General features: G+C 45.3%; 34 protein-coding genes. 1 reads left to right on the top strand and 33 read right to left on the bottom strand.

Features of this window, described 5'->3' with window-relative positions; all coding sequences use genetic code 11:
- Positions 1–49 precede the first annotated feature (49 nt).
- Positions 50–1,318: an O-acetylhomoserine aminocarboxypropyltransferase/cysteine synthase family protein gene (locus P4S58_RS00930; protein ID WP_102962873.1), complete on the top strand. Its 1,269-nt coding sequence runs from the start codon at positions 50–52 to the stop codon at positions 1,316–1,318.
- A gap of 226 nt (positions 1,319–1,544) precedes the next feature.
- On the opposite strand, the gene rplQ is transcribed toward P4S58_RS00930, so the two are convergent.
- The 33 genes from rplQ to P4S58_RS00765 all read right to left on the bottom strand — a co-directional run bounded on the left by rplQ (position 1,545) and on the right by P4S58_RS00765 (position 22,330).
- Entirely contained in the window at positions 1,545–1,925 is a 381-nt protein-coding gene (gene rplQ / locus P4S58_RS00925; protein ID WP_042485229.1) for a 50S ribosomal protein L17, read from the bottom strand.
- A gap of 26 nt (positions 1,926–1,951) precedes the next feature.
- Positions 1,952–2,944, bottom strand: coding sequence for a DNA-directed RNA polymerase subunit alpha (locus P4S58_RS00920; RefSeq protein WP_102941158.1), 993 nt, complete (start codon positions 2,942–2,944; stop codon positions 1,952–1,954).
- A gap of 24 nt (positions 2,945–2,968) precedes the next feature.
- Complete coding sequence (gene rpsD / locus P4S58_RS00915) at positions 2,969–3,589, bottom strand: 30S ribosomal protein S4 (protein WP_042485224.1); 621 nt, start codon at positions 3,587–3,589, stop codon at positions 2,969–2,971.
- Between the two features lie 27 nt (positions 3,590–3,616).
- Positions 3,617–4,006 (bottom strand): 30S ribosomal protein S11, encoded by a 390-nt coding sequence (gene rpsK / locus P4S58_RS00910; RefSeq protein ID WP_001118870.1) that lies wholly within the window; start codon positions 4,004–4,006, stop codon positions 3,617–3,619.
- An 18-nt stretch (positions 4,007–4,024) separates the two neighbouring features.
- On the bottom strand, positions 4,025–4,381 hold the full coding sequence (rpsM, locus tag P4S58_RS00905; protein WP_005450559.1) for a 30S ribosomal protein S13: 357 nt from the start codon (positions 4,379–4,381) through the stop codon (positions 4,025–4,027).
- Between the two features lie 149 nt (positions 4,382–4,530).
- Complete coding sequence (gene rpmJ, locus P4S58_RS00900; protein WP_000868186.1) at positions 4,531–4,644, bottom strand: 50S ribosomal protein L36; 114 nt, start codon at positions 4,642–4,644, stop codon at positions 4,531–4,533.
- Between the two features lie 42 nt (positions 4,645–4,686).
- Positions 4,687–6,021: a preprotein translocase subunit SecY gene (secY, locus tag P4S58_RS00895; protein ID WP_042485221.1), complete on the bottom strand. Its 1,335-nt coding sequence runs from the start codon at positions 6,019–6,021 to the stop codon at positions 4,687–4,689.
- A gap of 20 nt (positions 6,022–6,041) precedes the next feature.
- The gene (gene rplO / locus P4S58_RS00890) at positions 6,042–6,476 is read right to left on the bottom strand and encodes a 50S ribosomal protein L15 (protein ID WP_042485219.1); all 435 of its coding nucleotides are present in this window, start codon (positions 6,474–6,476) and stop codon (positions 6,042–6,044) included.
- Between the two features lie 5 nt (positions 6,477–6,481).
- Entirely contained in the window at positions 6,482–6,658 is a 177-nt protein-coding gene (rpmD, locus tag P4S58_RS00885) for a 50S ribosomal protein L30 (protein ID WP_000201159.1), read from the bottom strand.
- 7 nt (positions 6,659–6,665) lie between these two features.
- Positions 6,666–7,169, bottom strand: coding sequence for a 30S ribosomal protein S5 (rpsE, locus tag P4S58_RS00880; RefSeq protein WP_004728614.1), 504 nt, complete (start codon positions 7,167–7,169; stop codon positions 6,666–6,668).
- Between the two features lie 14 nt (positions 7,170–7,183).
- Positions 7,184–7,537, bottom strand: a complete 354-nt coding sequence (gene rplR / locus P4S58_RS00875) for a 50S ribosomal protein L18 (RefSeq protein ID WP_005435088.1) — start codon at positions 7,535–7,537, stop codon at positions 7,184–7,186.
- Positions 7,538–7,546: 9 nt separating this feature from the next.
- Positions 7,547–8,080, bottom strand: a complete 534-nt coding sequence (rplF, locus tag P4S58_RS00870; RefSeq protein ID WP_042485213.1) for a 50S ribosomal protein L6 — start codon at positions 8,078–8,080, stop codon at positions 7,547–7,549.
- 14 nt (positions 8,081–8,094) lie between these two features.
- On the bottom strand, positions 8,095–8,487 hold the full coding sequence (gene rpsH / locus P4S58_RS00865; RefSeq protein WP_042485211.1) for a 30S ribosomal protein S8: 393 nt from the start codon (positions 8,485–8,487) through the stop codon (positions 8,095–8,097).
- A gap of 29 nt (positions 8,488–8,516) precedes the next feature.
- Positions 8,517–8,822, bottom strand: a complete 306-nt coding sequence (rpsN, locus tag P4S58_RS00860; protein ID WP_042485209.1) for a 30S ribosomal protein S14 — start codon at positions 8,820–8,822, stop codon at positions 8,517–8,519.
- A gap of 17 nt (positions 8,823–8,839) precedes the next feature.
- Complete coding sequence (rplE, locus tag P4S58_RS00855; RefSeq protein WP_042485207.1) at positions 8,840–9,379, bottom strand: 50S ribosomal protein L5; 540 nt, start codon at positions 9,377–9,379, stop codon at positions 8,840–8,842.
- Positions 9,380–9,402: 23 nt separating this feature from the next.
- Positions 9,403–9,720: a 50S ribosomal protein L24 gene (rplX, locus tag P4S58_RS00850; RefSeq protein ID WP_042485205.1), complete on the bottom strand. Its 318-nt coding sequence runs from the start codon at positions 9,718–9,720 to the stop codon at positions 9,403–9,405.
- Positions 9,721–9,735: 15 nt separating this feature from the next.
- Positions 9,736–10,107 (bottom strand): 50S ribosomal protein L14, encoded by a 372-nt coding sequence (rplN, locus tag P4S58_RS00845; RefSeq protein WP_042485201.1) that lies wholly within the window; start codon positions 10,105–10,107, stop codon positions 9,736–9,738.
- Positions 10,108–10,268: 161 nt separating this feature from the next.
- A complete protein-coding gene (gene rpsQ / locus P4S58_RS00840) occupies positions 10,269–10,523 on the bottom strand; it encodes a 30S ribosomal protein S17 (RefSeq protein WP_042485199.1) in 255 nt (84 codons plus the stop codon).
- Complete coding sequence (rpmC, locus tag P4S58_RS00835) at positions 10,523–10,714, bottom strand: 50S ribosomal protein L29 (protein ID WP_042485196.1); 192 nt, start codon at positions 10,712–10,714, stop codon at positions 10,523–10,525. Before rpmC ends, rpsQ begins: the two co-directional genes overlap by 1 nt.
- Positions 10,714–11,124, bottom strand: coding sequence for a 50S ribosomal protein L16 (gene rplP / locus P4S58_RS00830; protein WP_004728605.1), 411 nt, complete (start codon positions 11,122–11,124; stop codon positions 10,714–10,716). Before rplP ends, rpmC begins: the two co-directional genes overlap by 1 nt.
- A gap of 11 nt (positions 11,125–11,135) precedes the next feature.
- Positions 11,136–11,837: a 30S ribosomal protein S3 gene (gene rpsC, locus P4S58_RS00825; RefSeq protein WP_042485192.1), complete on the bottom strand. Its 702-nt coding sequence runs from the start codon at positions 11,835–11,837 to the stop codon at positions 11,136–11,138.
- Positions 11,838–11,856: 19 nt separating this feature from the next.
- Complete coding sequence (gene rplV / locus P4S58_RS00820; RefSeq protein WP_042485189.1) at positions 11,857–12,189, bottom strand: 50S ribosomal protein L22; 333 nt, start codon at positions 12,187–12,189, stop codon at positions 11,857–11,859.
- 10 nt (positions 12,190–12,199) lie between these two features.
- A complete protein-coding gene (rpsS, locus tag P4S58_RS00815) occupies positions 12,200–12,478 on the bottom strand; it encodes a 30S ribosomal protein S19 (protein WP_042485188.1) in 279 nt (92 codons plus the stop codon).
- A gap of 20 nt (positions 12,479–12,498) precedes the next feature.
- Positions 12,499–13,323, bottom strand: a complete 825-nt coding sequence (gene rplB / locus P4S58_RS00810) for a 50S ribosomal protein L2 (RefSeq protein WP_042485185.1) — start codon at positions 13,321–13,323, stop codon at positions 12,499–12,501.
- A gap of 16 nt (positions 13,324–13,339) precedes the next feature.
- On the bottom strand, positions 13,340–13,642 hold the full coding sequence (rplW, locus tag P4S58_RS00805) for a 50S ribosomal protein L23 (protein WP_042485182.1): 303 nt from the start codon (positions 13,640–13,642) through the stop codon (positions 13,340–13,342).
- Positions 13,639–14,241 (bottom strand): 50S ribosomal protein L4, encoded by a 603-nt coding sequence (gene rplD, locus P4S58_RS00800; RefSeq protein WP_042485179.1) that lies wholly within the window; start codon positions 14,239–14,241, stop codon positions 13,639–13,641. Before rplD ends, rplW begins: the two co-directional genes overlap by 4 nt.
- A 16-nt stretch (positions 14,242–14,257) precedes the next feature.
- Positions 14,258–14,887, bottom strand: coding sequence for a 50S ribosomal protein L3 (gene rplC / locus P4S58_RS00795; protein ID WP_042485177.1), 630 nt, complete (start codon positions 14,885–14,887; stop codon positions 14,258–14,260).
- Positions 14,888–14,901: 14 nt separating this feature from the next.
- On the bottom strand, positions 14,902–15,213 hold the full coding sequence (rpsJ, locus tag P4S58_RS00790) for a 30S ribosomal protein S10 (RefSeq protein WP_001181007.1): 312 nt from the start codon (positions 15,211–15,213) through the stop codon (positions 14,902–14,904).
- Between the two features lie 439 nt (positions 15,214–15,652).
- Positions 15,653–16,396 (bottom strand): 23S rRNA (guanosine(2251)-2'-O)-methyltransferase RlmB, encoded by a 744-nt coding sequence (rlmB, locus tag P4S58_RS00785; protein ID WP_337162765.1) that lies wholly within the window; start codon positions 16,394–16,396, stop codon positions 15,653–15,655.
- Positions 16,397–16,403: 7 nt separating this feature from the next.
- Positions 16,404–18,851 (bottom strand): ribonuclease R, encoded by a 2,448-nt coding sequence (gene rnr / locus P4S58_RS00780; RefSeq protein WP_102962872.1) that lies wholly within the window; start codon positions 18,849–18,851, stop codon positions 16,404–16,406.
- Between the two features lie 216 nt (positions 18,852–19,067).
- The gene (motX, locus tag P4S58_RS00775) at positions 19,068–19,703 is read right to left on the bottom strand and encodes a flagellar protein MotX (RefSeq protein ID WP_042485162.1); all 636 of its coding nucleotides are present in this window, start codon (positions 19,701–19,703) and stop codon (positions 19,068–19,070) included.
- Positions 19,704–19,926: 223 nt separating this feature from the next.
- Positions 19,927–21,243 carry an adenylosuccinate synthase gene (locus P4S58_RS00770; RefSeq protein ID WP_102953988.1) on the bottom strand — a complete coding sequence of 439 codons (1,317 nt, stop codon included), beginning with the start codon at positions 21,241–21,243 and terminating at the stop codon, positions 19,927–19,929.
- Positions 21,244–21,370: 127 nt separating this feature from the next.
- On the bottom strand, positions 21,371–22,330 hold the full coding sequence (locus P4S58_RS00765; protein WP_042485157.1) for an isoaspartyl peptidase/L-asparaginase family protein: 960 nt from the start codon (positions 22,328–22,330) through the stop codon (positions 21,371–21,373).
- Positions 22,331–22,353: the final 23 nt, after the last annotated feature.

The raw sequence follows: 22,353 nt of genomic DNA, 5'->3' as shown, positions 1-22,353 counted from the left end.
CTAATCTGTGTGCAATTCTTTTATTTTTCCAAGGACGAGTAAAAGAGTAATGAAAGACGAGACTTTAGCTATACATTTCGGCTACGAGACCGATCCCACCACTAAATCTGTGGCAACACCTATATATCAAACAGTCGCCTACGAGTTTGATAATGCTCAGCACGGCGCTGACCTGTTTAACCTCGCCGTCGCGGGTAACATCTATACTCGCATCATGAACCCAACTAATGATGTGTTAGAAAAGCGTATGGCTGCATTAGAAGGTGGCATTGCAGGTCTGGCTGTTAGTGCAGGAAGCGCAGCGATTCATTACGCAATTCTAACTTTGGCTCAAGCTGGCGATAATATTGTTTCCACCCCGCAACTCTATGGTGGTACTTACACTTTGTTTGCCCACATGTTCCCTAACATGGGCATTGAAGTACTCTTTGCCAAAGATGACCGTCCTGAAAGCCTAGCGGCATTGATTGATGAAAAAACCAAGGCCGTTTATTGTGAATCTATTGGTAACCCAGCAGGTAATATTGTTGATTTAGAACGAGTGGCTGAGCTAGCACACGCGCAAGGGGTTCCAGTTATTGTAGATAACACCGTTGCTTCACCAGCAGTATGTAAACCGATTGAGTTTGGTGCAGATATCGTGGTGCATTCATTAACCAAGTATGTAGGTGGTCATGGCACTACCCTCGGTGGAATGATCGTTGATTCAGGTAAGTTTCCTTGGACTGAACACAAAGAACGCTTCCCAACCTTAAACAGCCCTGAACCGTCATATCATGATGTGGTTTATACCGAAGCTTTCGGACCTGCTGCATTTATTGGTCGTGCTCGTACCGTACCACTTCGCAACACTGGTTCTGCCATGTCACCCATGAACGCGTTTATGTTAATGCAGGGCTTGGAAACACTATCACTGCGCATGGAACGACACTGTGAAAACGCCCTCAAAGTCGCTCAGTATCTGAAAAACAACGACAAAGTGAGTTGGGTGAGCTATGCAGGGTTAGAAGACTCAAAATTCTATCCACTTGCCCAGAAATACATGAAAGGCAAACCTTCCGGAATTTTATCTTTCGGCCTTAAGGATGGATACGACGCCGGTGTTCGCTTTTACGATGCTCTGAAGATATTTAAACGTTTAGTGAACATCGGTGATGCAAAATCACTGGCTTGTCATCCTGCCTCAACGACACACCGTCAGCTATCTGAAGCAGAACAGAAACAAGCAGGCGTTTCTCCAGAAATGATTCGTCTGTCGGTCGGCATTGAGCACATTGATGACATTCTTGAAGATTTGGAACAAGCGTTAAACGCTTAACAGAAGTACAGCAAGATAGCCTATATCCCTGTGAAAGCGGGGATACGGTTCATTTACGCAGGCTTGTTTATTCGATTCAGACATTTTCAGCAGTGACAACATCTAAACCTGTAGATGGGAGAATTACGGCTATTCTAGTGCGATTAACGAAGAACAAGCATCTCAAATTTCAGATACAAAAAAACCGAGCATAAATGCTCGGCTTTCTGTTTAGCGAACTTACTGATTACTCAGCAGCAACTTCTGCTTCTGGACGATCTACAAGCTCAATGTAAGCCATTGGAGCTTTATCGCCAGCACGGAAGCCAGCTTTTAGGATACGAGTGTAACCGCCCTGACGAGCAGCAAAACGTGGACCTAGTTCGTTAAATAATTTTGCTACAACTTCGTTATCACGAGTGCGAGCAAATGCAAGACGACGGTTAGCAACGCTGTCAGTCTTAGCTAGTGTAATCAATGGCTCAACTACGCGACGTAGCTCTTTTGCTTTTGGCAATGTAGTCTTGATAACTTCATGACGTACAAGAGAGCTAGCCATATTGCTGAACATCGCTTTACGATGTGAGCTGTTGCGGTTGAGTTGACGACCACTCTTACGATGGCGCATGACCTAATCCTTCTAACTAATATCGATTAATCTTCAGCGATAGACGCTGGCGGCCAGTTTTCTAGGCGCATGCCCAGAGAAAGACCACGTGATGCAAGCACGTCTTTAATCTCAGTAAGAGATTTTTTACCAAGGTTAGGCGTTTTAAGTAGCTCAACCTCAGTGCGCTGTACTAGATCACCGATGTAGTGAATCGCTTCTGCTTTCAGACAGTTAGCAGAGCGAACTGTTAGTTCAAGATCGTCTACAGGACGGAGTAGGATCGGATCGAATTCCGGCTTCTCTTCTTTCTCCTCAGGTACACGTACATCACGTAGATCTACGAACGCATCCAATTGTTCAGCAAGAATAGTTGCTGCACGACGGATTGCTTCCTCAGGTTCTAAAGTTCCGTTTGTTTCCATATCGATAACAAGCTTGTCTAAGTCAGTACGCTGTTCAACACGAGCTGCATCAACCGAGTAAGCAATTTTGTCTACTGGGCTGAAAGTCGCATCTACAAGCAAACGACCGATTGGACGCTCATCTTCTTCAGTATGGATACGGGCTGAAGCTGGAACATAACCACGACCACGTTCTACTTTAATACGCATAGCGATTTCAGCATTGCTATCTGTAAGATGGCAAATAACGTGTTCTGGGTTAGCGATCTCTACATCACCATCATGGGTGATGTCACCTGCAACCACAGGGCCCGAGCCTGATTTGTTTAGTGTAATGAACACTTCATCTTTGCCTTCGGCAACGCGAACAGCCAAACCTTTAAGGTTTAGTAGGATCTCAAGAATATCTTCCTGAACGCCTTCTTTAGTGCTGTACTCATGAAGTACGCCTTCAATTTCTACTTCTGTTACGGCACAACCCGGCATAGAAGATAGTAAAATACGGCGAAGTGCATTACCAAGAGTGTGGCCAAAACCACGCTCTAATGGCTCAAGAGTTACTTTTGCGTGTGTCGTGCTGATCTGTTCGATGTCAACAAGACGTGGCTTAAGAAATTCTGTTACAGAACCCTGCATTGTGTCCTCTCTTTAGTTTAAACCTTACTTAGAGTAAAGCTCGACGATCAATTGTTCGTTGATGTCAGCTGATAGATCAGAACGTTCAGGCAAACGCTTGAAAGTACCTTCCATCTTGCTCGCATCTACTTCAATCCAAGTTGGTTTTTCGCGTTGTTCTGCAACTTCTAGAGCAGCAGCGATACGTGATTGCTTTTTAGCTTTTTCACGAATAGTAACAACGTCGTTAGCCGCAACATTGAAAGAAGGAACGTTTACAACTTTACCGTTTACTAGGATAGCTTTGTGGCTAACTAGCTGACGTGCTTCTGCGCGAGTTGCGCCAAAGCCCATGCGGTAAACTACGTTGTCTAGACGACCTTCTAGAAGCTGAAGTAGGTTTTCACCCGTATTGCCTTTAAGGCGAGCAGCTTCTTTGTAGTAGTTACGGAATTGTTTTTCTAGTACGCCGTAGATACGACGAACTTTTTGCTTCTCACGAAGCTGAACGCCATACTCAGATAGACGACCGCGACGAGCGCCGTGTACACCTGGTGCGTTCTCAATTTTACACTTGGTATCGATCGCGCGTACACCAGACTTAAGAAATAAGTCAGTGCCTTCGCGACGGCTAAGCTTAAGCTTAGGACCCAAATATCTTGCCATGATCTTTCTCCAATGTTCCCAGAAACGTTATACGCGGCGTTTCTTAGGTGGACGACAACCGTTATGAGGGATTGGTGTCGCATCAACGATGTTAGTGATACGGAAACCAGCTGCGTTCAGTGCGCGAACAGTAGATTCACGACCTGGACCAGGACCCTTAACCATAACTTCCAAGTTCTTTAGACCGTATTCTTTAGCCATTTCAGCACAACGTTCTGCAGCAACCTGTGCAGCGAACGGAGTAGACTTACGAGAACCACGGAAACCTGAACCACCTGCAGTAGCCCATGCTAGAGCGTTACCTTGACGGTCAGTAATAGTCACGATTGTGTTGTTGAAAGATGCGTGGATATGCGCTACGCCATCAGCAACTTGCTTGCGTACGCGCTTACGTGCGCGTGTTGGTTGTTTAGCCATTGTACTTACCCTTCCCGATTATTTCTTGATCGGCTTACGCGGACCCTTACGGGTGCGAGCATTGGTTTTAGTACGCTGTCCACGTAGTGGTAGACTGCGACGATGACGAAGACCACGGTAACAACCAAGGTCCATAAGACGCTTGATGTTCATGGAAACTTCACGACGTAGATCACCCTCTACAGTGTATTTAGCTACACCATCACGCAGTTGATCGATCTGCTCTTCAGTTAGTTCACTGATCTTAACATCTTCAGCAATACCCACTTCAGCAAGAATAGCTTGCGAGCGAGTTTTACCGATGCCGTAGATCGCAGTTAATGCGATAACAGCATGCTTTTGATCAGGAATGTTAATGCCTGCTATACGGGCCACTATTCACTCCTAGGTACTTTATATAAAGAATTATCCGCAGCAAAGCCCGTAGAGGATACGCTGCGGCATACTACTTCTTTTGCACGCAAAAGGTAGGCCGAGGAATATACTCGACCAACCTTTAATTTTCAAGTAAAAATTTCTGCTAATTAGCCTTGGCGTTGCTTGTGCTTTGGCTCACTGCAAATCACGCGAACGACACCGTTACGCTTGATAACTTTACAGTTACGGCAGATTTTTTTAACGGAAGCACGAACTTTCATTGCTAAACTCCGTAAATCTGACCTGAAGGTAGTATAGTCGAATTATCGACCGTAGCCTTTCAGGTTCGCTTTTTTCAACACAGACTCATATTGATTGGACATCATATGTGTCTGAACCTGTGCCATAAAGTCCATGATTACAACAACTACGATAAGTAGTGATGTTCCGCCGAAATAGAAACGTACGTTCCATGCGACCATCATGAACTCAGGGATCAGACAGATAAAGGTAATGTATAACGCACCCGCTAAGGTTAAACGTGTCATCACTTTATCGATATATTTCGCTGTCTGTTCTCCTGGGCGGATACCGGGTACGAATGCACCTGACTTCTTCAAGTTATCTGCTGTTTCACGTGGGTTAAATACCAACGCTGTGTAGAAGAAACAGAAGAATATAATCGCTGCAGCATAAAGCATTACATACAGAGGTTGACCTGGGCTAAGAGCCAAAGACACATCAGTTAACCAACCAAATGTGCTGCTCTCACCGTTCTGACCAAACCACTGAGCCAGTGTTCCTGGGAACAGGATAATACTTGATGCAAAAATCGCAGGTATCACACCAGCCATATTAATTTTCAATGGCAAGTGCGTGCTTTGCGCTGCAAAGACTTTACGACCTTGTTGGCGTTTCGCATAGTTAACGACGATTCGACGCTGACCACGCTCCATGAAAACAACGAAGTAAATAACAGCAAAAGCAACTACCGCAATCAACAACAGAAGAAGTACATGCAGTTCACCTTGACGCGCTTGCTCGATAGTATGTCCGATTGCTGAAGGCAATCCAGCAACAATACCTGCAAAGATAAGTAACGAAATACCGTTACCAATTCCGCGCTCTGTAATTTGTTCACCTAACCACATCAAGAACATGGTGCCAGTTACTAAACTCACGGTAGCAATTAGGGTAAACATGGTTTGGTCGATAACAACCAGATTGTTGACCATGTTTGGTAGACCTGTTGCGATACCAATAGCTTGGAATGTTGCAAGTACAAGCGTGCCATAACGCGTATATTGGCTAATCTTACGACGGCCTGCTTCACCCTCTTTCTTGAGTTCCGCTAACGCTGGATGAACTACTGTAAGCAATTGAACAACAATAGATGCCGAAATATACGGCATGATGCCCAATGCAAAGATAGATGCACGCGAAAGAGCACCACCGGAGAACATGTTAAACATTTCAACGATGGTACCTTTTTGCTGTTCGAACAAATCGGCAAGTACAGCTGCGTCAATACCAGGAATCGGCACAAAAGAGCCCGCTCGGAATACTAAAAGTGCACCAATTACGAATAATAAGCGCGATTTTAACTCACCCAAGCCGCCCTGAGCACTACGAAAATCTTGTCCTGGTTTCTTAGCCATCTGTACCTCAATCCTCGAGATTATGCCTCGATTTTACCGCCTGCAGCTTCGATTGCAGCTTGCGCGCCTTTAGTTACACGCAGACCTTTTACAGTCACTGCCTTGCTGATCTCGCCAGAAAGAACAACTTTAACAAACTCGATGTTCTTTGTAACAACGTTTGCAGCTTTCAAGCTGTTTAGATCAACCACGTCACCTGTTACTTTCGCTAGCTCAGCTAGACGAACTTCAGCTGTCACTAGGCTCTTACGAGAAGTGAAACCGAATTTTGGTAGACGTTGTTTCAATGGCATCTGACCGCCTTCGAAACCTGGACGAACTTTACCGCCTGAACGCGACTTTTGACCTTTATGGCCACGGCCACCAGTTTTACCTAGGCCTGAACCAATACCACGGCCAACGCGCTTCTTAGAAGGCTTTGAACCCGCAGCTGGTGCTAGAGTATTCAAAAACATTATGATTACTCCTCAACTTTAACCATGTAGTAAACCTTGTTGATCATACCGCGTACACACGGAGTATCTTCAAGTTCTACTGTATGGTTGATTTTACGAAGGCCTAATCCGCGCAAAGTAGCTTTGTGCTTAGGTAGGCGACCAATTGAGCTTTTAGTTTGAGTTACTTTAATAGTTGCCATCGTGTTCTTACTCCGAAATAGATTCAACAGTTAGACCACGCTTAGCAGCAACCATTTCTGGTGACTTAACGCTAGCTAGAGCATCGATCGTTGCACGAACGATGTTGATAGGGTTCGTTGAACCGTATGCTTTAGATAGAACGTTGTGTACACCTGCAACTTCTAGTACTGCACGCATCGCACCACCTGCGATAACACCCGTACCTTCAGCAGCTGGCTGCATGTAAACTTTAGAGCCCGAGTGACGACCTTTCACCGGGTGGTGAAGAGTGCCTTCGTTAAGCGCGATCGTAGTCATGTTACGACGTGCTTTTTCCATTGCTTTTTGAATCGCAGCAGGTACTTCACGAGCTTTGCCGTAACCGAAACCTACACGACCGTTACCGTCACCAACTACAGTTAGTGCAGTGAAGCTCATGATTCGACCACCTTTAACCGTTTTAGAAACACGGTTAACAGCGATTAATTTTTCTTGCAAATCATTCGCTTGAACTTGTTGTTCTTTAGCCATCTTCCAACCCTACCTTAGAATTTCAGACCAGCTTCGCGAGCAGATTCTGCTAGCGCCGCTACTCGACCGTGGTATTGGAAACCAGAACGATCAAATGCAACAGCTGTTACGCCTTTTTCAAGAGCGCGCTCAGCAACAGCTTTACCAACTGCCTTAGCTGCATCAACGTTACCAGTGTATTTAACTTGCTCACGGATCGCTTTTTCTACAGTAGATGCTGCTGCGATAACCTCAGAGCCGTTAGCTGCAATCACTTGTGCGTACACGTGACGAGGAGTACGGTGTACTACTAGGCGAGTTGCACCCAGTTCTGCAATCTTACGACGTGCACGTGTAGCACGACGGATGCGAGATGCTTTCTTATCCATAGTGTTACCTTACTTCTTCTTAGCTTCTTTAGTACGCACATTTTCATCTGCGTAACGAATACCTTTACCTTTATAAGGTTCAGGCGCGCGGTAAGAACGAATGTCAGCCGCAACTTGACCAACTACTTGCTTATCGCAACCAGTTAGAACAATTTCAGTTTGGCTTGGACACTCGGCTTTAATACCCACTGGCAACTCGTGCTCAACTGGGTGAGAGAAGCCTAGAGTTAATGCTACAGCGTTGCCTTTCATAGCAGCACGGTAACCAACACCCTTAAGAGTTAGCTTCTTAGTAAAGCCTTCAGTAACACCAACAACCATGTTGTTTACTAGTGCACGAGCAGTACCTGCTTGTGCCCAAGCATTCACGACACCTTCTTTAGGGCCGAATGTTAGGTTGTTTTCAACTTGAGCGATCACAACTGCATCATTAAGAACGCGAGTTAATTCACCCTTAGCGCCCTTTACAGTGATCTCTTGACCGTTCAATTTCACCTCTACGCCAGCTGGAATAGCGACAGGTGCTTTAGCAACACGAGACATGTTCTACTCCTTAATTATGCTACGTAGCAAAGGATTTCGCCGCCTAGACCTGCTTTACGAGCAGCACGGTCAGACATAAGACCCTTTGACGTTGAAACAACAGCAATACCAAGACCACCCATTACAGAAGGTAGTTCGCCTTTCTTCTTGTAAACACGAAGACCAGGACGTGAAACACGTTTGATTTGCTCAATTACTGGTTTAGCTTGGAAATACTTAAGAGTGATTTCTAGCTCAGGTTTTGCTCCGCTTTCTACAGCGAAGTCTGCGATGTAACCTTCAGCTTTAAGTAGTGCAGCAATTGCAACTTTAAGCTTTGAAGAAGGCATTTTTACAGCAACTTTATTTGCTGCCTGACCGTTACGAACACGGGTCAGCATATCCGAAATCGGATCTTGCATGCTCATAGTCTTTACTCCAAATGATTAAGTGGCAATTACCAGCTAGCCTTACGAAGTCCAGGAATCTCGCCTTTCATGCAAGCTTCACGAACTTTGATACGGCTTAGACCGAATTTACGTAGGTAACCGTGTGGGCGACCAGTTTGGTTGCAACGGTTGCGCTGACGTGATGCACTTGAGTCACGTGGAAGAGTTTGCAGTTTAAGAACCGCATTCCAACGATCTTCTTCTGATGCGTTTACATCGCTGATGATAGCTTTAAGCGCTGCACGCTTTTCAGCGAACTGTGCTACTAGCTTCGCACGCTTAGCTTCGCGCGCTTTCATTGAATTTTTAGCCATAACAGTAACCCGTCACCTTACTTGCGGAATGGGAAGTTAAAGGCAGCCAGCAGAGCTCGGCCTTCCTCATCGGTAGCAGCAGACGTCGTGATAGTGATATCAAGACCGCGTACTCGATCGACTTTATCATAGTCGATTTCCGGGAAGATGATTTGCTCGCGAACGCCCATGCTGTAGTTACCGCGACCGTCAAAAGACTTAGCGCTAACACCACGGAAATCTCGTACACGTGGAAGAGCGATAGAAATCAAACGCTCCAGAAAATCCCACATGCGCTCGCCACGCAAGGTTACTTTACAACCAATTGGGTAGCCTTCACGGATTTTGAAACCAGCAACAGATTTACGCGCTTTAGTGATAAGTGGCTTTTGACCAGAGATGGTCGCCATATCAGAAGCTGCGTTTTCTAGTAGTTTCTTATCGTTGATTGCTTCACCAACGCCCATATTGAGGGTGATTTTCTCAATTCTAGGGACTTGCATGACGCTTGTGTAACTGAACTGTTTGGTCAGATCAGCGACTACAGACGACTTGTAGTAATCATGCAGTTTCGCCATAGTAGAACTCCAAATTACTTCTATTAGTTAGAAACGATTTCGTTGTTAGATTTAAAGAAACGAACTTTCTTACCATCTTCGAAACGGAAACCGATACGGTCAGCTTTACCAGTAGCTGCGTTGAAGATTGCCACGTTAGAAACGTCGATCGCTGCTTCTTGCTCTACAACACCACCTTGGATGCCTAGTGCAGGAACAGGTTTCTGGTGTTTCTTAACAAGGTTAATACCTTCTACGATAACTTTACCAGTTGCTAGTACCTTAGTTACTTTACCTTTCTTGCCTTTATCTTTACCAGCAAGAACGATTACTTCGTCATTACGACGGATTTTAGCTGCCATCTTTTTACGTGCTCCTTACAGAACTTCTGGAGCCAGTGAGACAATTTTCATGAATTTCGCAGTACGAAGTTCACGTGTCACTGGACCAAAGATACGTGTACCGATAGGTTGCTCACTGTTGTTGTTTAACAGTACGCAAGCGTTACGGTCGAAGCGAATGACAGAACCGTCTGGACGACGAACGCCTTTACGGGTGCGAACTACCACCGCCTTCAGTACATCACCTTTCTTAACTTTACCGCGAGGAATTGCTTCCTTAACAGTAACTTTAATGATGTCGCCAACGTGGGCGTAACGACGGTGAGAGCCACCCAGAACCTTAATACACATTACGCTGCGAGCGCCTGAGTTATCAGCTGCGTCCAGCATACTTTGCATTTGGATCATGTTAGTGCTCCGCTAAATATTAAAAAACTAGACCCATCTCGGGTCGGGCTGCCTCTTTAAAGGGACGCGAATTGTACCACCCTTTTTTTACATTGGGTAGTCAAAAAATAAACGGCCCCAAAATTATTTTTGGAGCCGTTTATTCAGTCAGAAAAAACTAATTAAATCTTAGCTTTCTCTAGAACTTTAACCAAAGTCCAAGACTTAGTCTTAGACAGTGGACGACACTCTTTGATTTCAACTAAGTCGCCTAGGCCACATTCGTTGTTCTCATCATGTGCGTGTATTTTAGTCGTGCGCTTAACGAATTTACCGTAGATTGGGTGCTTTACGAAACGCTCGATAGCAACAGTGATAGACTTGTCCATCTTGTCGCTAGTAACACGACCTTGTTGGGTACGAATTTTGTCGCTCATTATGCGCCTGCCTTCTCAGTCAAAACAGTTTTCACACGTGCGATATCACGGCGGACAGCTTTCAGAGTATGAGTTTGCTGTAGTTGACCAGTCGCAGCTTGCATACGCAAGTTGAACTGCTCTTTAAGCAACGCTAATAACTCAGTGTTAAGCTCTTCAACGCTCTTTTCGCGTAGATCTTGTGCTTTCATCACATCACCTGCTTAGTTACAAATGTAGTCTTGAATGGCAGTTTACGAGCCGCTAGGCGGAACGCTTCACGTGCCAATTCTTCAGGTACACCATCAACTTCGTACATAACCTTACCAGGTTGGATTTGGGCTACCCAGTACTCAACGTTACCTTTACCCTTACCTTGACGAACTTCAAGTGGTTTTTCAGTGATTGGTTTGTCTGGGAACACACGGATCCAGATTTTACCTTGACGCTTAATGTGACGTGTCATCGCACGACGTGCCGCTTCGATTTGACGAGCAGTTAGGCGACCACGGCCTACAGCTTTCAAACCAAAAGAACCAAAGCTAACTTCAGTACCTTTTGCTAGACCACGGTTACGACCAGTATGAACCTTACGGAACTTAGTACGTTTAGGTTGTAGCATCTGTCGACTCCTTACTTACGGCCTTTACGCGGTTTCTTCGCAGGCTTGTCAGCCTTAGGCTCAACAGCGTTTGCAGCTGGCATACCACCAAGGATTTCGCCCTTGAAGATCCAAACTTTAACGCCGATTACACCGTATGTGGTGTGAGCTGAAGAAGTTGCGTAATCAATGTCAGCACGTAGAGTGTGTAGAGGCACACGGCCTTCACGGTACCACTCAGAACGTGCAATTTCAGCACCGCCTAGACGGCCACTTACTTCCACTTTGATACCTTTAGCGCCTAGACGCATAGCATTTTGTACCGCACGCTTCATAGCACGACGGAACATAACGCGACGCTCTAGTTGAGACGCGATGCTATCAGCCACTAATTGACCGTCTAGCTCAGGCTTGCGTACTTCAGCGATGTTGATTTGCGCTGGTACACCTGCAATTTTAGCTACAGCTGTGCGTAGCTTCTCAACGTCTTCGCCTTTCTTACCGATAACAACGCCAGGACGAGCAGTGTGAATAGTCACACGGATGCTCTTCGCTGGACGCTCGATAACGATACGTGAAAGAGACGCTTTTGACAGTTCTTTAGTTAGGAACTGACGTACCTTGAAGTCGCCGTCTAGGTTGTCAGCGAAATCTTTGGTATTAGCAAACCATGTAGCATTCCAAGGCTTAACGATGCCTAGACGAATACCATTAGGATGTACTTTTTGACCCATTGCTTACTCTCCTAGTCTCTTAGCGATCTGCGACAACCACAGTAATGTGGCTTGAACGCTTCAAGATACGATCCGCACGGCCTTTAGCACGAGGCATAATACGCTTCATGACAGGGCCCTCATCTACGAAGATTTTAGCGACACGTAGATCGTCAATGTCAGCACCTTCGTTATGTTCCGCGTTAGCGATTGCTGACTCAAGAACTTTCTTAACTAGCTCAGCAGCTTTCTTGTTGCTGAATGTTAGAAGTTCTAGAGCTTGGTCAACTTTCTTACCGCGAATTTGATCTGCAACTAAGCGAGCTTTCTGAGGCGAAATGCGAGCAAAGTTATGTTTAGCTAATGCTTCCATCATTTACTCCTTAACGCTTCTTAGCTTTCTTATCCACGACATGGCCGCGGTAAGTGCGAGTTGGTGCAAATTCACCAAGTTTGTGACCGATCATCTCGTCAGTTACGAAAACTGGAACGTGTTGACGACCATTATGGACAGCGATGGTCAAACCGATCATTGTAGGAATGATCATTGAACGACGGGACCAAGTCTTAATAGGCTTTTTGTCTCCGCTTTCCACCGCTTTCTCTACCTTCTTCAGCAAGTGTAGGTCAATAAATGGACCTTTCTTGAGAGAACGTGGCATGGCTTATCCTCTTAAATAGATTACTTATTGCGACGACGTACGATGTACTTGTCAGTGCGTTTGTTGCTACGAGTCTTGTAGCCTTTAGTTGGCATACCCCAAGGAGAAACTGGGTGACGACCACCAGACGTACGGCCTTCACCACCACCATGTGGGTGGTCAACCGGGTTCATTACCACACCGCGAACGGTAGGACGAACACCACGCCAACGGCTTGCACCAGCTTTACCTAATTCACGTAGCATGTGCTCTGCGTTGCCTACTTCACCGATTGTTGCACGGCCTTCAGACAATACTTTGCGCATCTCGCCAGAACGTAGACGGATAGTTACGTATGCACCGTCGCGAGCAACGATTTGAGCATATGCACCAGCCGAACGAGCTAGCTGACCACCTTTACCAGGCTTAAGTTCAACGTTGTGTACAGTTGAACCTACTGGGATGTTACGCATTGGCATTGCGTTACCAGCTTTGATTGGCGCATCAACGCCAGACTGGATAGCATCACCAGCTTGAACACCTTTAGGTGCTAGGATGTAACGACGCTCACCGTCTGCGTACAGAACTAGAGCGATGTTTGCGCTACGGTTTGGATCGTATTCAAGACGCTCAACTTTCGCTGGGATACCATCTTTAGTACGTTTAAAGTCAATCAGACGGTAGTGTTGTTTGTGACCACCACCGATGTGACGTACTGTGATACGACCGTTGTTGTTACGACCGCCGTTCTTAGAGTTTTTCTCTAGAAGTGGCGCGTAAGGCTTACCTTTATGTAGGTCAGCATTAACAACCTTAACAACGTGACGGCGACCAGCCGAAGTCGGCTTACATTTAACAATAGCCATTTTTCAACTACTCCTGTTATTCCGCGCCGCCAACAAAGTCAAGATCTTGACCTTCGTTCAAAGTAACGTACGCTTTTTTCACGTCTGAACGACGGCCTTGGCGTAGCCCTTGACGCTTGGTCTTACCCTTAGTGATAAGAGTGTTTACAGACTTAACTTCAACTTCAAATAGCTTTTCTACAGCTGCTTTGATCTCTTTTTTAGTAGCATCCATTGATACTTTGAAAACGATAGTGTTCGCTTTCTCAGCAGCCATAGTTGCTTTTTCAGAGATGTGCGGTGCACGTAGAACTTTTAGTAGACGCTCTTCACGGATCATGCCAGCATCTCCTCAACTTGCTTAACTGCATCAGCAGTCATAAGAACCTTGTCAAATGCGATTAGGCTAACTGGATCGATACCAGTAACGTCACGCACGTCAACTTTGTACAGGTTACGCGCAGCTAAGAATAGATTCTCGTCTACTTCACCAGTAACGATTAGAACATCGTTAAGTTCAAGTTCTTTCAGCTTAGCTGTTAGCTCTTTAGTTTTTGGTGCATCAACTGAGAAGCTTTCAACAACGATTAAACGCTCTTGACGAACTAGCTCAGAGAAGATGCTCTTCATAGCACCACGGTACATTTTTTTGTTTACTTTTTGGCTGTGATCTTGTGGTTTCGCAGCAAAAGTAACACCACCTGTACGCCAGATTGGGCTACGGATAGTACCAGCACGCGCACGGCCAGTACCTTTTTGACGCCATGGCTTAGCGCCACCGCCAGAAACTTCTGAACGTGTTTTTTGAGCACGAGTACCTTGACGAGCACCTGCTGCGTACGCAACAACTACTTGGTGTACAAGAGCTTCGTTGAACTCACGTCCGAAAGTAGTTTCGGAAACAGTTAGTGCGTTAGCACCTTTAACCATCAATTCCATTACTTACTCCTAGACGTTATGCTTTAACTGCTGGTTTGACGATAACGTTACCGCCAATTGAGCCAGGGACTGCACCTTTAATAAGAAGCAGATTGCGCTCAGCGTCAACACGTACGATCTCAAGGTTTTGAGTCGTTACACGCTCAGCACCCATGTGACCAGACATTTTTTTGCCTTTAAACACGCGACCTGGAGTCTGACATTGACCGATAGAACCAGGAGCACGGTGAGACAAAGAGTTACCGTGAGTCATATCTTGAGTACGGAAGTTCCAACGTTTAACAACGCCTTGGAAGCCCTTACCTTTAGATGTACCAGTAACGTCTACTTTTTTGATTTCGTTGAAAAGTTCAACAGTTAGTTCAGCACCAACTTCAAACTCTTCACCGCTTTCTAAGCGGAATTCCCAAAGACCACGACCAGCTTCAACACCTGCTTTCGCAAAGTGACCAGCTTCTGGCTTTGAAACACGGCTAGCTTTCTTAGCACCAGCAGTTACCTGGATAGCTGTGTAACCATCGTTCTCAAGAGTTTTAACTTGAGCAACGCGGTTCGCTTCAACTTCCACAACAGTTACTGGGATAGAAACGCCTTCTTCAGTAAATACGCGGGTCATACCCACTTTACGTCCGACTAGACCAATCATTCTTCTAATCTCCCTTAACCTAGGCTGATTTGAACATCAACACCAGCAGCAAGGTCTAGACGCATTAGAGCATCTACAGTCTTGTCAGTTGGTTCAACGATGTCGATCAGACGCTTGTGAGTACGAATTTCGTACTGGTCACGTGCATCTTTGTTTACGTGTGGAGAGATAAGAACAGTGAAACGCTCTTTACGAGTAGGTAGTGGAATAGGACCACGAACCTGCGCGCCGGTACGCTTAGCTGTTTCAACGATTTCCGCTGTAGAAGCGTCGATTAGTTTGTAATCGAAAGCTTTTAGGCGGATACGGATGCGTTGGTTCTGCATGAGACAGAGCTCCAATAATTAAAAATTACACAAACAATATCGCCACTCAAACTCGTTAAAACGAGAGAATGCCGATTGATTTATGTGAAACCGTAGTACCCAGATTGGGCACATTGTCAGCTAATAGGTGATTAACCTCAGTTATCTAAATTAGATAACTATGAGCTAAATTTTAATTAACTGCGAACATAAGCTGAGTATACATTACCTGACAAACCTGAATTTTATAAAAAACCTAGGATTTATCAGCTCCTCGCTGCTCATTGGTTCACAACTGGCTTAACCAGTGCGCTGCATTATACAGATCACAATTTTACATGCAAGGGCTGTTTGAAAAATAAACGAACAAAATTCAACCAAACAAAAGACAGGATAAGTGGAATGAAAGAGGGTTGATAATGACTATCAACCCTCTTTATATATAAGATATATGAGCTTTTTATTTAGCCGCAATACGCTGACGCACGGCTTCAAATAAACAAATTCCCGAAGCAACAGAAACATTCAGACTTGATACTGAACCCGCCATTGGAATCTTTATCAGGTCATCACAAGTTTCTCGGGTTAAACGACGCATACCGTCTCCCTCAGCCCCCATGACGATGGCTAACGGTCCTGTTAATTTGCTTTGGTAGATATCGTGAGTCGCTTCACCAGCCGTACCGACAAACCATACGCCTTTTTCCTGCATCGCACGCATGGTACGAGCTAAGTTAGTAACGCGAACAAGTGGCACCGTTTCTGCTGCGCCACATGCCACTTTACTTACCGTCGCAGTCAATGGTGCTGATCTGTCTTTTGGTACGATAACCGCAGCCACACCCGCGGCATCAGCATTACGCAGACACGCGCCTAAGTTATGTGGGTCAGTGACACCATCAAGAACTAAGAATAGCGGTTGCTCAGCTTGGTCAACTATAAGCTCTAAATCGTGCTCGTTGAGCTGTCTAGCTGGTTTTACTTTGGCTATCACGCCTTGGTGGTTAGCACCTTGTGCTTTGTCATCCAGAACTTTACGGTTCATTTCCTGAATCGACACGCCTAGACGTGCAAGTTCATTCAGAACAGGCAGTAATCGATCACCCTGACGACCTTTCAGTACATAAGCTTCCACAAAACGAGCAGGATCTCGTTCTAACACCGCTTTTACTGCGTGGATGCCATAAATTAATTCGTTACTCATGAGTTACCTATTTGTTCTTTTTTGCTCTTGCTTTGCCAGCTTGAGCTCGAGCTTTCTGTTTACGAGACTTAGCGGATTTACTCGTTTTGTCTTTTTGCTTACCACTACCGTCATCTGGACGTTTAGTGGGTTCAATCATTGGTACAGCTTTACTACCAAGGTTTGCAGCCGCTTTTTTGCCTTTCGCTTTTGCTTTCGATTCTGTCGCTCGTTTCTTAGCAGTCTTACCAGCGCCGCGTAGCTTACGACTTGTTTCAACGATTTCAAAGTCAATTTGTCTATCATCAAGGTTCACTGACAACACTTTAACTTTGACAGAATCGCCTAAGCGGTAGGTATTACCAAACGACTCACCGATAAGTCTTTGACCAATCGGGTCAAATCGGTAGTAGTCATTCGCTAAAGTAGAAATATGCACCAAACCATCAATGTGCAAATCAGCTAAACGAACGAAGAAGCCAAATCCAGTCACGTTGGCAATGACACCTTCCAGCTCTTCACCAACATGGTCTTGCATGTACTCACATTTCAGCCAATCGGATACTTCACGAGTAGCATCATCTGCGCGGCGTTCAGTCATTGAACACTGCTCACCATAGTAGTTCATATCGTCAAATGAATAGTGGAAACCACCCGTTGGAGTCCAACGGTCTTGGTTACGACCTTCATGTTTAGCAATTAGATACTTGATAGCACGATGCAACAACAAATCTGGGTAACGACGGATCGGCGAAGTGAAGTGAGCATAACGTTTCAACGCTAAACCAAAGTGACCAGCATTGTCAGGGCTGTATATCGCTTGCTTCATCGAGCGCAGCAGCATAGTTTGAATCAGTTCTTTGTCTGGACGCTCACCGATCTGTTGCATCAAATGTGCATAGTCGGTTGGGGATGGTTCAAGGCCACCAGACAGCTCTAAGCCTAATTCACCAAGGAAATCTCTGAAGCCCATCAGACGCTCTTCGCCCGGAGTTTCATGAATACGGTATAACGCTGGCTCTTTTGCTTTTTCCACCAATGAGGCAGAAGCAATGTTCGCCATGATCATGCACTCTTCAATCAGCTTATGGGCATCATTACGGATAAGTGGCTCAATACTGTCGATCTTACGATCTGGCGTGAAAATGAACTTGGTCTCGACGGTTTCAAATTCGATTGCACCACGCTGCTCGCGCGCCACTTTCAATACCTGATACATCTTATGCAGTTCTTCAAGGTGCGGTACTAAATCACGGTAACGCTCACGTAGCTCTTCATCACCTTCTAAGATCTCATGCACTTTAGTGTACGTCAGGCGAGCATGTGAATTCATCACCGCTTCATAGTGTTTGTAACTCGATAACTTACCACTTTCAGAAATGGTCATTTCACACACCATACACAAGCGATCCACTTGTGGGTTCAGTGAACATAAGCCATTTGAAAGCACTTCCGGCAGCATAGGCACGACTTGTGACGGGAAGTAAACCGAGTTACCACGATTAATCGCTTCTTTATCTAGCGCGGTATCAGGGCGAACGTAATAACTTACATCTGCAATCGCTACCCATAAACGCCAGCCGCCTCCTTTTTTCGCTTCACAGAAAACCGCATCATCAAAGTCTCGCGCATCTTCGCCATCAATGGTCACTAACGGTAGTTCACGCAGATCGACTCGTCCCACCTTAGCTTCTTCTGGCACTTCTTCGCCTAAGCCTGCAACCTGTTTTTCAACTTCGTCCGGCCACACATGAGGAATTTGATGCGTACGGATGGCAATTTGTGTTTCCATTCCCGGTGCCATGTTTTCTCCGAGTACTTCAACCACGCTACCCATCATACCGCGACTACGTGAGCCTCGGTCTGTAATCTCAATCACCACTACATTGCCCATTCGAGCACCGCTACGCTGCTCATTAGGGATCAAAATATCCTGATGAATACGTGAGTCATCTGGCACCACATACGAGTAACCATGCTCGAAGAAGAAGCGACCGACGATTTGTGTTTTACGTTCTTCCAATACGCGAACTAAGCGCCCCTCTTTTCTTCCGCGCTTATCCGTACCTGCTGGTTGAACCAACACGTAATCACCATGGATGATGGTTCTCATCTGATGGTGAGGTAATAAAATGTCGTTGTCTTTGTTGGTGTTGCCTTCTGGACGTACCCAACCATAGCCATCTTTGTGACCAATTACATACCCTTTAATTAGTTCTAGTTTTTCAGGCAGTGCATAGCATTGACGACGAGTAAAGATGAGTTGTCCATCTCTCTCCATAGCACGAAGACGTCGACGAAGACCTTCATACTGATCTTCGCCGGTGAGTTTTAGTGCTTCAAACAAATCATTGCGATTCATTGGCACATTAGCTTGAGTTAAAAATTCGATGATGAACTCACGACTCGGGATCGGATTTTCGTAATTATCGGCTTCGCGCTCCGCAAACGGATCAATATGGGTGGAATCAGACATAGGCAGACCTACTTAAAGTAAGAGGGGAATTAAAGTATATCCTACTGCGTGGTTAAGCTTAAGGATAAAAAGTGAGTAATACTAATAAGATAGTTCTGTTGCACTATCTTTGAAGTAATAAAAGTGAAATACAGTGAGGAAAGGCAAGATATTCATGTTCAACCCTAGAGGCTGAACATGAACAGATAAATGTGTTTGCAGAATCAATTACGAGCTTTACCAGAAGGTTTCACGACGCTTAGCGCGCGCAATAATGTTCTCTGGCATTCGCATCTCTAACCCCTGTCGTAAGATATTAATACGACTATGCACCCTTTGATCTGCGGTTGCAGAGTTGTAGAGCCAACGATAAGCATCTTCATAATCCAGAGGGCTACCGTAGTCTCTCAACAGTAATTCAGCCAACTGAATACGGGCGTTCAAATTTCCCATAGAAGCGGCTTCACGCAAATAAGGTATAGCGCGCTCTTTATCTTGCTGTACTAACGTTCCGCGCGAGTAATAACGACCTAGCTGCTCAAGTGCGGTTGGCAAACCTTGATGGGCAGCATTTTCCATGTAATACAAACCGAGCTCGACATCCTGATCGACACAGACGCCCCACGCCAGCATATCGCCATACAAAAACTCGTATGACGGTAAATTGATGCGAGTGGCACGTGCAACGATATCTTCCACCAACTGACAGTTGTCGGCTTTGACACGTTCCAAATGCTTGTTTTCTTCAATCAATTTTATGAGTTCAGCTTCTGTATAAATTGGTACAGGCTCCCCCACATCGGCCACAGCAGCGTGACTAAACGAGGAATGCAATGCCAACAATAGAGAAGCTGCCACCGTTCGTAGCTTCATACATGCACTCTTACTTAATTCCGATAGCCACACAACACCGCTTTTTGAGTATAGCGTTATTACGCATAATGGCTGGTTTGATTTTTTATCGGCGATTAAGTGGATCTCTTTAGGTCAATCTTGTAAATAATCGGCAATTAATTGCCACCGACGTACAAAATAGCATCACTTGCGGCATAAAAAAACCGGCTCATTGAGCCGGTTCTATAAACAAATATCTAGTTTACACGCTGAATGGGTGTACTTTGATGATAGTTTCGTTACGGTCTGGACCTGTAGAAATGATGTCTACTGGAACGCCTGTTAGCTCTTCAATACGCTTGATATAGTCAAGTGCAGCTTGAGGAAGAGCGTCGATAGACTTAGCACCGAAAGTTTTTTCAGACCAACCAGGCATGGTTTCGTAGATTGGCGTTACGTTATCGTAAGCATCTGCTGCCATTGGTGAAACTTCAGCGATTGAGCCATCAGCCATTTGGTAACCAGTACAGATTTTGATTTCTTCTAGACCGTCTAATACGTCTAGTTTCGTCATACAGAAACCTGTAATTGAGTTGATTTGAATTGCACGACGCATTGCAACAGCATCGAACCAACCGGTACGACGTAGACGACCCGTTGTTGCACCAAATTCAGCACCTACAGTACCTAAATGCTTACCAACTGGATCTTGCTTCTCTTTACCATCATACAGCTCAGTCGGGAAAGGACCAGAACCTACACGAGTACAGTACGCTTTAGCGATACCTAGAATGTAACCTAGGTGACGAGGACCAAAACCAGAACCTGCAGCAACACCACCAGCTGTCGTGTTAGAAGAAGTTACATATGGGTAAGTACCGTGGTCGATATCAAGCAGAGTACCTTGAGCGCCTTCGAACATGATCTTATCGCCACGCTTACGCGCTGCATCAAGTTCGTCAGTTACGTCGATAACCATTGACGTTAATAGGTCAGCATAACCCATTGCTTGCTCAAGCACGTCTTCGTAGCTTACTGGCTCAACTTTGTAGAAGTTTTCTAGTTGGAAGTTATGGTAAGCCATGACTTCTTTTAGTTTCTCAGCGAATGCTGCGCGATCGAATAGGTCACCAACACGTAGACCACGACGAGCAACTTTATCTTCGTAAGCAGGACCGATACCACGACCAGTCGTACCAATTGCTTTATTACCACGAGCAGTTTCACGCGCTTGGTCTAGAGCAATATGGTATGGAAGAATTAGAGGACAAGCTTCAGAAATGAAAAGACGCTCTTGAACAGGAACACCACGGTCTTCTAGACCTGTCATTTCTTTGATTAGTGCATCTGGTGAAAGTACAACACCGTTACCGATAATGCATTTCACGTTATTGCGAAGGATACCTGATGGAATCAAGTGAAGAACTGTTTTCTCGCCATCAATAACTAGAGTATGGCCAGCGTTGTGACCACCTTGGTAGCGAACCACATATTTTGCATCTTCAGTTAAAAGGTCTACGATTTTACCTTTACCTTCATCACCCCATTGGGTGCCAAGAACGACTACGTTATTACCCATCTTTCCAAATCTGATTGCTAGTTAAAAATGGATTCTAGCATCGAATTTGATTCGTTGCAGTCATTTTTTAGGCAAAAAATAGTCGAATAAATTCGTGCGCAGCCATTCTCGTTTTTCAGATTAAAACTCAATCATCTGCATATATTTTGATGAGCAGATCACCTTTAGTATCAACACTTGCTCGATACATTCCTAAGCTATTCATCGCAAAGTGAATTTCACCATTAGCATCAACCGCAATAAGGCCGCCCTCACCGCCAATTGCCTTCAAATCACCTTGAATAATGTGTTCACAGGCGGTGTGAATATCTTCTTTTAAATAGCGCATTCTCGCCGCTACATCTGATGCGACCATTTTGCGAATGAAGAACTCGCCCATCCCCGTTGTTGATACAGCAACATTGCCATTTTCAGCAATCGTACCTGCACCTATGATTGGCGAATCACCAATGCGGCCAAACTTTTTGTTGGTGATGCCACCAGTACTTGTAGCTGCTGCTAAATTGCCTTGCTGATCAAGCGCTACCGCGCCAACCGTGCCAAATTTTTTGTCGTCTGGATACTGTTTTTCTGTCGAGTACTTAGCTTCCGATAGTGCAAACAGGCCTTTCTCTTTCATGGACTGCAGTTGTTCATAGCGGCGTTCAGTAAAGAAGTAATCCTGCTCGGTATACTCATAACCCAAGCTAAAAGCGAACTCTTCGGCTCCTTCACCCATCAACAAAACATGGTCGCTTTTCAACATCACATCACGTGCAAGTTCAATCGGATTTTTAATATGGCGAACACCCGTTACGGCACCTGCATCCATCTCTCGTCCATGCATCACGGAAGCATCCATCTCAACCATTTCTTTATTGGTTAATACCGAGCCTTTGCCTGCATTAAACTGGGGCGCATCTTCCAACACTTTTACCGCTGCGACCACAGCATCTAAAGCATCGCCCCCTTGCGCAAGAATGGCATGCCCCGCTTTAACCGATTTCTCTAACGCAGCCTCGATTTCACCTTTGAGTTCATCACTCATTTGTTCACGCAAAATTGTTCCGGCACCACCATGAATCGCAATAGAAAAAGGTTGTGGCATAAAAAGTCCTTACATATTGATAA

This window comes from Vibrio sp. Hal054, assembly GCF_037162405.1.
GTDB classification, from domain to species: domain Bacteria; phylum Pseudomonadota; class Gammaproteobacteria; order Enterobacterales; family Vibrionaceae; genus Vibrio; species Vibrio diazotrophicus.
The sequence above is the reverse complement of the archived record's forward strand: the minus strand, read 5'-3'. Positions and strand labels throughout refer to the sequence as shown.

Excerpts from the sequence above, each read along its gene's own strand:
- rpmC (WP_042485196.1), bottom strand. The coding sequence starts at position 10,714 with ATGAAAGCACAAGATCTACGCGAAAAGAGCGTTGAAGAGCTTAACACT.
- rplO (WP_042485219.1), bottom strand. The coding sequence starts at position 6,476 with ATGTTTTTGAATACTCTAGCACCAGCTGCGGGTTCAAAGCCTTCTAAG.
- rpsN (WP_042485209.1), bottom strand. The coding sequence starts at position 8,822 with ATGGCTAAAAATTCAATGAAAGCGCGCGAAGCTAAGCGTGCGAAGCTA.
- rpsE (WP_004728614.1), bottom strand. The coding sequence starts at position 7,169 with ATGGCTAAAGAACAACAAGTTCAAGCGAATGATTTGCAAGAAAAATTA.
- rpsD (WP_042485224.1), bottom strand. The coding sequence starts at position 3,589 with ATGGCAAGATATTTGGGTCCTAAGCTTAAGCTTAGCCGTCGCGAAGGC.
- P4S58_RS00930 (WP_102962873.1), top strand. The coding sequence starts at position 50 with ATGAAAGACGAGACTTTAGCTATACATTTCGGCTACGAGACCGATCCC.
- rpsH (WP_042485211.1), bottom strand. The coding sequence starts at position 8,487 with ATGAGCATGCAAGATCCGATTTCGGATATGCTGACCCGTGTTCGTAAC.
- rplR (WP_005435088.1), bottom strand. The coding sequence starts at position 7,537 with ATGGATAAGAAAGCATCTCGCATCCGTCGTGCTACACGTGCACGTCGT.
- rplD (WP_042485179.1), bottom strand. The coding sequence starts at position 14,241 with ATGGAATTGATGGTTAAAGGTGCTAACGCACTAACTGTTTCCGAAACT.
- motX (WP_042485162.1), bottom strand. The coding sequence starts at position 19,703 with ATGAAGCTACGAACGGTGGCAGCTTCTCTATTGTTGGCATTGCATTCC.
- rplW (WP_042485182.1), bottom strand. The coding sequence starts at position 13,642 with ATGATCCGTGAAGAGCGTCTACTAAAAGTTCTACGTGCACCGCACATC.
- rplQ (WP_042485229.1), bottom strand. The coding sequence starts at position 1,925 with ATGCGCCATCGTAAGAGTGGTCGTCAACTCAACCGCAACAGCTCACAT.
- rpsQ (WP_042485199.1), bottom strand. The coding sequence starts at position 10,523 with ATGAGCGACAAAATTCGTACCCAACAAGGTCGTGTTACTAGCGACAAG.
- P4S58_RS00770 (WP_102953988.1), bottom strand. The coding sequence starts at position 21,243 with ATGGGTAATAACGTAGTCGTTCTTGGCACCCAATGGGGTGATGAAGGT.
- P4S58_RS00920 (WP_102941158.1), bottom strand. The coding sequence starts at position 2,944 with ATGCAGGGTTCTGTAACAGAATTTCTTAAGCCACGTCTTGTTGACATC.
- rpmJ (WP_000868186.1), bottom strand. The coding sequence starts at position 4,644 with ATGAAAGTTCGTGCTTCCGTTAAAAAAATCTGCCGTAACTGTAAAGTT.
- rpsJ (WP_001181007.1), bottom strand. The coding sequence starts at position 15,213 with ATGCAGAACCAACGCATCCGTATCCGCCTAAAAGCTTTCGATTACAAA.
- rnr (WP_102962872.1), bottom strand. The coding sequence starts at position 18,851 with ATGTCTGATTCCACCCATATTGATCCGTTTGCGGAGCGCGAAGCCGAT.
- rpsC (WP_042485192.1), bottom strand. The coding sequence starts at position 11,837 with ATGGGTCAAAAAGTACATCCTAATGGTATTCGTCTAGGCATCGTTAAG.
- rplV (WP_042485189.1), bottom strand. The coding sequence starts at position 12,189 with ATGGAAGCATTAGCTAAACATAACTTTGCTCGCATTTCGCCTCAGAAA.
- rplC (WP_042485177.1), bottom strand. The coding sequence starts at position 14,887 with ATGATTGGTCTAGTCGGACGTAAAGTGGGTATGACCCGCGTATTTACT.
- secY (WP_042485221.1), bottom strand. The coding sequence starts at position 6,021 with ATGGCTAAGAAACCAGGACAAGATTTTCGTAGTGCTCAGGGCGGCTTG.
- rplE (WP_042485207.1), bottom strand. The coding sequence starts at position 9,379 with ATGGCGAAACTGCATGATTACTACAAGTCGTCTGTAGTCGCTGATCTG.
- P4S58_RS00765 (WP_042485157.1), bottom strand. The coding sequence starts at position 22,330 with ATGCCACAACCTTTTTCTATTGCGATTCATGGTGGTGCCGGAACAATT.
- rplN (WP_042485201.1), bottom strand. The coding sequence starts at position 10,107 with ATGATCCAAATGCAAAGTATGCTGGACGCAGCTGATAACTCAGGCGCT.
- rplP (WP_004728605.1), bottom strand. The coding sequence starts at position 11,124 with ATGCTACAACCTAAACGTACTAAGTTCCGTAAGGTTCATACTGGTCGT.
- rpmD (WP_000201159.1), bottom strand. The coding sequence starts at position 6,658 with ATGGCAACTATTAAAGTAACTCAAACTAAAAGCTCAATTGGTCGCCTA.
- rlmB (WP_337162765.1), bottom strand. The coding sequence starts at position 16,396 with ATGAGTAACGAATTAATTTATGGCATCCACGCAGTAAAAGCGGTGTTA.
- rplX (WP_042485205.1), bottom strand. The coding sequence starts at position 9,720 with ATGGCAGCTAAAATCCGTCGTAATGACGAAGTAATCGTTCTTGCTGGT.
- rpsS (WP_042485188.1), bottom strand. The coding sequence starts at position 12,478 with ATGCCACGTTCTCTCAAGAAAGGTCCATTTATTGACCTACACTTGCTG.
- rplB (WP_042485185.1), bottom strand. The coding sequence starts at position 13,323 with ATGGCTATTGTTAAATGTAAGCCGACTTCGGCTGGTCGCCGTCACGTT.
- rplF (WP_042485213.1), bottom strand. The coding sequence starts at position 8,080 with ATGTCTCGTGTTGCTAAAGCACCTGTCGCTATTCCAGCTGGCGTAGAG.
- rpsK (WP_001118870.1), bottom strand. The coding sequence starts at position 4,006 with ATGGCTAAACAACCAACACGCGCACGTAAGCGCGTACGCAAGCAAGTT.